Here is a 6,894-nt window from a genome sequence, read left to right on the forward strand (position 1 = left end):
GAGATAGCAGTGAGCGAATGACTACTTCTGTTGATTCTGAAAATGAAGTAATTGGAATCGGTTCAGCAAAAATTGCAAGTAGTGGTACATTAGTTGCTACTGGAAAAGCTGTTCGTGAAGCTAAAGAAAAATTAAAATCTAAAATTTTATCTGAAGAAGAGATAGTTTTTAAATCTTTCTTGGTTCCTGCTGATCCTTACACTAAAAAAATATTATCTCCTGCTTTATCTGATTTAATGGATTATACTGCTACTCAACTTGTACAAAAATCAATTGAAAAAGATACTTGGATGGAAAATAATAAAGTTTATGTAGTATACAGTATTTCAAAAAATGAGATTTTATCTGAATCTCAAAATATATTTATTCAATATATTGATGATATAACAAGCAAATTCCAACTTATTAAAGAGGGGGTAACACAAACACAATGAATATAGAAACACTTAATTTAAATAGTAACTATCAAAAAAATGAGCTAAAGGAATTTCTAAAAAAGTTTCAATTAAATTTTGATGAAACTATTGATTACTCTTTAGTTATTAGAAAAAATGAGGAAATTGTTGCGACAGCCTCTAAAAGTAAAAATATAATAAAATGTTTTGCTATAGATGATTCTTTAAGAGGAGAAGGCGTTACAAATACCCTTGTTACAACGCTCCTTAACAAATCTTTTGATCAAGGTATTTTCCATACTTTTGTTTTTACAAAACCTTCAAATGAAGATATTTTTAAAGGTGTTGGATTTAAACCAATTTCAAAAACTGACAAAGTAGCGCTTCTTGAAATTGGAATGAACTCCATTGATAAAACTATTGATAAAATAAAATCAAAACTAAATTGGAAGGAAGATAGTAATAATGGTCTTCTTATAATGAATTGCAATCCCTTTACCTTAGGGCATCAATTTCTTATTGAAACTGCTGCTAAAAAGATGGACAATATTTTAGTTTTAGTTGTTGAAGAGGATAAATCTTCTTTTCCATTTTTAGATAGAATTGCTTTAGTTAAAAAGGGAACAGAGTATCTAAAAAATGTAACTGTATTACCTAGTACAGAATATGTTATATCTTCAGCCACATTTCCTAATTACTTTTTAAGAAAAGAGGATGATTCTTTAGTTGAGTTTATGAAGTTAGATACTAAAATAACTGCTGAACACTTTTGCAAAAAACTTAACATCTCAACTAGATTTGTTGGAGAAGAACCATTTTGTGAAGTAACTAAAAAATATAATGATACTATGATTAAAACTTTTAAGGAATTTAATTTAGAAGTTTGTATTATTCCAAGAAAAGAGATGGAACATTGTGCTATAAGCGCCTCACAAGTTCGTGCGCTTTTAAAAGAGGACAAATTAGATGAGGTTAAAACTCTAGTTCCATATTCTACTTACGAATACTTAATTTCAGAAAAAGGAAAGGAGATTACAGAGAGAATCAAAAATTCTAACTCTGTTCACTGATATAGATGTTTAACTTAGAAGAGTTTTTATTAATGAGAGAAAAAAGAGTAGAAATCCAAAATGAAATTATTGAGAATTTTAAAAATCCTATTTTAGTCCTAAGAGCCAACTATCCTGGAGAGGAGAAAAATAGTTTTGTTGCTAAATATATTATCGAGATTATAAAAGATGAAATTCTAGAAATTTTCAATTCACAAATTATGTATTCAAAAAAGATTGAATCTATTGAAGGACCCACATATATATATTCAATTAATTATTCTGGTAAAAATATAAAAAAAATCGCTATGGAAATTGAAGAACTTCATATTTTAGGTCGATGTGTTGATATCGATGTTTTCGATAATAATGGTTATCCATTTTCTAGAAAAGATTTTGGTGGAGAAAAAAGACAGTGTCTTCTTTGCAGCGATATGGCTTTTGTTTGCGCTAGAACTAAAAAACATACTCAAAAAGATGTTCAAATAGCTATCGAAAAAAGACTAGAAGAATATTTAAATTCTGAGCGTAGTAAAGTTGAGATAGTGAGTACTTTCTCAAATCTAGCTTTAAAATCAATTGTTTTAGAGGTTTCTGCTTCACCATCTTTCGGGTTAGTTTCACCGCATACTAACGGTTCCCACGAAGATATGGATTTTTTTACCTTTATTGATAGTGGATTTTCTTTAAATAGTTACTTTAAAAAAGTTGTAGATGCAGGGTATTCACCCTTATCAGTTGATTTAATTTTTAAGAAAATAAGATTTATGGGAAAAATTGCTGAAGATAATATGTTTTTAGCTACTCATAACGTAAATACGCACAAAGGAATGATTTTCTTAATGGGAATTACTGCCGCTTTAAGTGCTAAAGCTAAGTATGAAAATTTATCATTCAATGATATCTCATCTCTTATAAAAGAGATGTGCCGAGATATTTTAAAAGACTTTAATGATATTCATAAAAAATCTTCTCTTACTCATGGAGAAAAATTATATATTAAACATGGTGTAGTTGGTGTAAGAGGAATTGTAAAAAATGGTTTAGATATTATTTTTAATAATTCCATTGAAATTTTTGAAAAATCTTTAGTTTCTGGAGAGCATATTAACTCTGCAATGATTAGAACCCTTATATTTTTAATGAGTAGTTTAGAAGATACAACCATTTTACACAGACACGATATTGAAATTCTAAATTTTGTAAAACTTAAAGCTAAAGATTTACATTTAAAATTTGATAATAACTCTTTAGATATAAATTTATTAACCGAAATTGAAAAAGAGTTTATAGAAAAAAGAATTAGTCCAGGTGGAGCTGCTGATCTTCTTGCGATTACAATGTTTTTATATTTTATAAAACCATATTTTAAAATTTTTTAAAGAGACTATTTTTATAAAAATAGTCTCTTTTTATCTAACTATAAATATTTTATAACTTCTTTTATAATCTCTGCTGTTAATCCCCATATAACTTTATCTTCATAGATATAAATATAAACTTCTCTTGGAGAACTTTTCCAAGGTGAATGATACATTTTAGGTAAATTTAACTCTACTGCTGGAAATACAAATTTCTCCCCATTTTCATAATAGTAAGGTTTAGTTTCTACTTCTAATTTTTCAATTCTTGGAGGATTTTTTTTAAAGAAATCAATAGGAACTACAAAACACTCCTCTACTTCATCCTCATTTATTTTTAATTTCTTTAATTTTTTCTCTTCTATAATACCTAAAAAAGCTTCTACCATTATCCCTGAAGGTATCACTAATGTCCCTATTTTTCCTTTAATATCTATTTCATCTATGCCAATCTCCTCTTTACACTCTCTTAAAGCTGCTTCTAAACTAGTTTCTCCTTCTTCTATTTTTCCACCTGGAAAAGATATATCTCCTCCTTGTCTTACTCCTCTAGCTCTTTTTTCAAACAAAAAATATTTCTTATCATTTTTTTCAACAACTAATGTTATCACAGCTGAATTAAAATATTTTTCTTTTCCGATTATTTTTTCTGTAAAATCTATATTCATTACAACTCCCTCCTCTAAATTTATTATAATCTTTATTTTATAAAAATTCTTCATTTTTTTATTTTTGATTGTTTTTGAAAGAATTTGAAAGAAAATGATTGATTTTTATTTTACACTATGATAATATACTTTCTATAAAGGATGTGATTTTATGTTGAATATAGAAAGAGAAAATTCTATTTTAGAACTTTTAAAACAAAAAGAGGTTATAAAAATCCAAGAAATCGTTGAATTTTTAAATATTTCAGAAGCTACTGCTCGAAGAGATTTAGCTTCTTTAGAAAAAAAAGAACTTGTTAAAAGAGTTCACGGAGGAGCTATCTTAAATAACTCTTTAGATACTACAAAGGATTTTAACATCCAATACAGAAGAAATCTTAATAGAGTGGAAAAAGAAAAAATTGCAAAATATGCTGCAAGTTTCATTAAAAGAGATTCCTATATTTTTTTAGATGCTGGAACAACAACTCTTTGTATGATTAAATATTTAAAAAATCTTAATATAAAAGTTGTAACAAATGGATTAAATTTAATAGATGAATTAGAAAAGTATGAAATTGAAAGTTATTTAATAGGTGGTAAAATTAAAAGTAAAACTAGTTGTACTGTTGGGTTTTCAGCAGCTCAATATTTAAAAACTTTTAATTTTCAATATGCTTTCATTGGTGTTAATGCTGTTACTTTAGATGGCTATAGCACGCCTGACTTTGAAGAAGCTCTTATTAAAAGTGAAGCTATTAATAAAAGTATGGACACTTTTTTTCTTTGTGATCATTCAAAAATTGGAAAAAGTAGTTTTACTATTTTTTCTACTTTAGATAAAGGGACTTTAATTACAGATAAGCCACTTTCTAAAGAATATAAAAATATAGTAAAAGTGGAGGTAGTAAAATGATATACACGTTAACTTTAAATCCTGCTTTAGATTATTTTTTATCCTTTGATTCTTTTATTGAAGGAAATTTAAACACTCCTAAAGAAACATATAAACTTCCTGGAGGAAAAGGGATTAATGTATCTAAAATTTTAAAAAATTTTAATACAGAATCAATTTGTTTAGGATTTATTGGTGGATTTACTGGAGAATTTATAAAAAATACTTTAAACCACGATGGTTTAAATACTAAGTTTTTCAATGTTGATGAAGACACTCGTATAAATATTAAAATAAATAATAATGGACTTGAAAGTGAAATTGCAGGTACTTCTCCTACGATTTCAAAAGAAAATCTTCAAGAGTTACTTAATTTTTTAAAAGCTAATCTTAAAGCTAATGATATTTTAGCTCTATCTGGAAGCGTTCCATCTTCTTTACCTTCTACTATATATGCTGATATTATTGAAAGCATTCCAAAGGATGTAAAAGTTATTTTAGATACTAGAGGTCTTCCTTTTGAAATTGCTTTAAAAAAAGGTGTATTTTTAATAAAACCAAACAAGGATGAAATCAATGAATTTTTTAACTCTAATTTTTCAACTACTGAAGAGTTAGTTGAAGCTGGTAAAAAATTACAAGAGATGGGAGCTAAAAATGTTTTAATCTCTTTAGGTTCTAAAGGATCTATTTTTATAACACAAAATGAAATTTTTATAAGTGGAGTTCCAAAAGGTACTCTTATTAGTTCAAATGGTTCTGGAGATTCAATGATTGGTGGATTTATATATGGTCTTAATAAATCCCTATCTTTAAAAGAGTGTTACGAGATTGGAATTGCTTCTGGAAGTGCTACTGCTTTTTCTAAAGGATTAGCAACTTTTAATACTATGACAAATTTATTAAAAGATATTAAAGTTATTAATTTATAAATGGGAGGAATATTATGTTAGATAAAATGTTAGTAAAAGATTGTATAAAATTAAATTTAAATGCTAAAAGTAAAATTGAAGTTATTGATGAACTTGTTGATGTTCTTTACAATGCTGGTAGACTTAATGATAAAGATGAATTTAGAAAAACTATTTTAAATAGAGAGGAGCAAAGCTCTACTGGTTTAGAAGAAGGAATTGCTATTCCCCATGGAAAATCATCATCTGTTAAAATTCCTACTGTTGCATTTGGACTTTCTAGAGAGGGAATTGATTATGATTCTTTAGATGGTGAGCCATCTAAATTATTTTTCATGATTGCTGCTCCTGCAGATGCTACAGATTCACATATTGAAACATTATCTCAACTGACATCTCTTTTATTAGATGATGATATTAGAGAACAACTTTTAAAAGTAAAAACAGAGCAAGAAGTTCTAGATATTCTTTTAAAAGAGGATAATGTAGGAGAGGAACTTGTCCCGCCTAAAGAGGATGACAATGATTATCAAGTACTTGCTGTAACTGCTTGTCCAACTGGAATTGCTCATACATATATGGCCGCTGAAGCTTTAAACAAAAAAGCTAAAGAAATGGGAGTTAAAATCAAAGTAGAAACTAATGGATCTACAGGAGTTAAAAATCACCTTACAGATGAAGAGATTAAAAATGCAAAAGGAATTATAATTGCTGCTGATAAAAATGTTGAGATGGCTAGATTTAACGGAAAGCATGTTGAAATTGTTGGAGTTAAAGAGGGAATTAAAAGACCTCAAGAATTAATTCAAAAAGCTTTAGATCAAACAGCACCAGTATATTCAAATAAAGAAACTAAAACATCTTCTGGAACTAGTGAAAGAAAGGGATTCTATAAGCATTTAATGAGTGGGGTTTCTAATATGCTACCATTTGTTGTTGGTGGAGGTATCTTAATTGCAATATCTTTCATATTCGGTATAAAAGCATCTGATCCTACCGATCCAAGTTTTAGTCCAATCGCTAAACTTTTAATGGACATTGGTGGCGGTAATGCTTTCTTCTTAATGGTTCCAGTTCTTGCAGGATTTATAGGAATGAGTATTGCGGATAGACCTGGATTTGCTCCTGCTATGGTTGGAGGTTTAATTTCTGCTAATAATGGTGGAGGTTTCCTTGGTGGTTTAGTTGGTGGTTTCCTTGGTGGTTATGTTATTCTATTCTTAAAAAAGGTATTTGCTAAACTTCCTGAAAAACTAGAAGGAATTAAGCCTGTTCTTTTATATCCTTTATTTGGAATTTTAATAACTGGTGTTCTTATGTATACTGTTGTTATATCTCCAGTTGCTGCTGTAAATGGTGGAATTACTAATTTCTTAAACTCTCTTGGTACTGGTAATCTTATTCTATTAGGAGCTATTGTTGGTGGTATGATGGCTATTGATATGGGAGGTCCTATCAATAAAGCTGCGTTTACATTTGGTATTGCTGCTATTGCTGCTGGAAACTATTATCCACACGCTGCTGTTATGGCTGGCGGTATGACTCCACCTTTAGGAATTGCTTTAGCAACTACTTTCTTTAAAAATAAATTCTCTAAAGAGGAAAGAGAAGCTGGTTTAACTAACTATATAATGGG

7 protein-coding genes are annotated in these 6,894 nt (G+C 28.4%); 6 read left to right on the forward strand and 1 reads right to left on the reverse strand.

The window, feature by feature from the left end; genetic code table 11:
• From Q0V08_RS09740 to citX, 3 genes are all read left to right on the forward strand, one after another.
• On the forward strand, positions 1-434 hold a 434-nt coding region (locus tag Q0V08_RS09740), incomplete at its 5' end, for a hypothetical protein (protein WP_297434314.1).
• The gene (citC, locus tag Q0V08_RS09745) at positions 431-1,465 is read left to right on the forward strand and encodes a [citrate (pro-3S)-lyase] ligase (protein WP_297434317.1); all 1,035 of its coding nucleotides are present in this window, start codon (positions 431-433) and stop codon (positions 1,463-1,465) included. The genes Q0V08_RS09740 and citC, both read left to right, overlap by 4 nt.
• 5 nt (positions 1,466-1,470) lie before the next feature.
• Entirely contained in the window at positions 1,471-2,826 is a 1,356-nt protein-coding gene (gene citX, locus Q0V08_RS09750) for a citrate lyase holo-[acyl-carrier protein] synthase (RefSeq protein ID WP_297434318.1), read from the forward strand.
• Positions 2,827-2,864: 38 nt separating this feature from the next.
• Here citX and Q0V08_RS09755 read toward each other — a convergent pair whose 3' ends face one another.
• The gene (locus Q0V08_RS09755; protein WP_297434320.1) at positions 2,865-3,473 is read right to left on the reverse strand and encodes a CoA pyrophosphatase; all 609 of its coding nucleotides are present in this window, start codon (positions 3,471-3,473) and stop codon (positions 2,865-2,867) included.
• Positions 3,474-3,624: 151 nt separating this feature from the next.
• Here Q0V08_RS09755 and Q0V08_RS09760 point away from each other — a divergent pair, with 151 nt between their 5' ends.
• From Q0V08_RS09760 to Q0V08_RS09770, 3 genes are all read left to right on the forward strand, one after another.
• Positions 3,625-4,368 (forward strand): DeoR/GlpR family DNA-binding transcription regulator, encoded by a 744-nt coding sequence (locus Q0V08_RS09760; RefSeq protein WP_297434321.1) that lies wholly within the window; start codon positions 3,625-3,627, stop codon positions 4,366-4,368.
• On the forward strand, positions 4,365-5,279 hold the full coding sequence (gene pfkB / locus Q0V08_RS09765; RefSeq protein WP_297434323.1) for a 1-phosphofructokinase: 915 nt from the start codon (positions 4,365-4,367) through the stop codon (positions 5,277-5,279). Before Q0V08_RS09760 ends, pfkB begins: the two co-directional genes overlap by 4 nt.
• A gap of 14 nt (positions 5,280-5,293) precedes the next feature.
• Positions 5,294-6,894 (forward strand): fructose-specific PTS transporter subunit EIIC (locus Q0V08_RS09770; RefSeq protein ID WP_297434325.1); only part of this gene is annotated, 1,601 nt, incomplete at its 3' end.

The organism is uncultured Cetobacterium sp., assembly GCF_947038635.1.
GTDB lineage: Bacteria > Fusobacteriota > Fusobacteriia > Fusobacteriales > Fusobacteriaceae > Cetobacterium_A.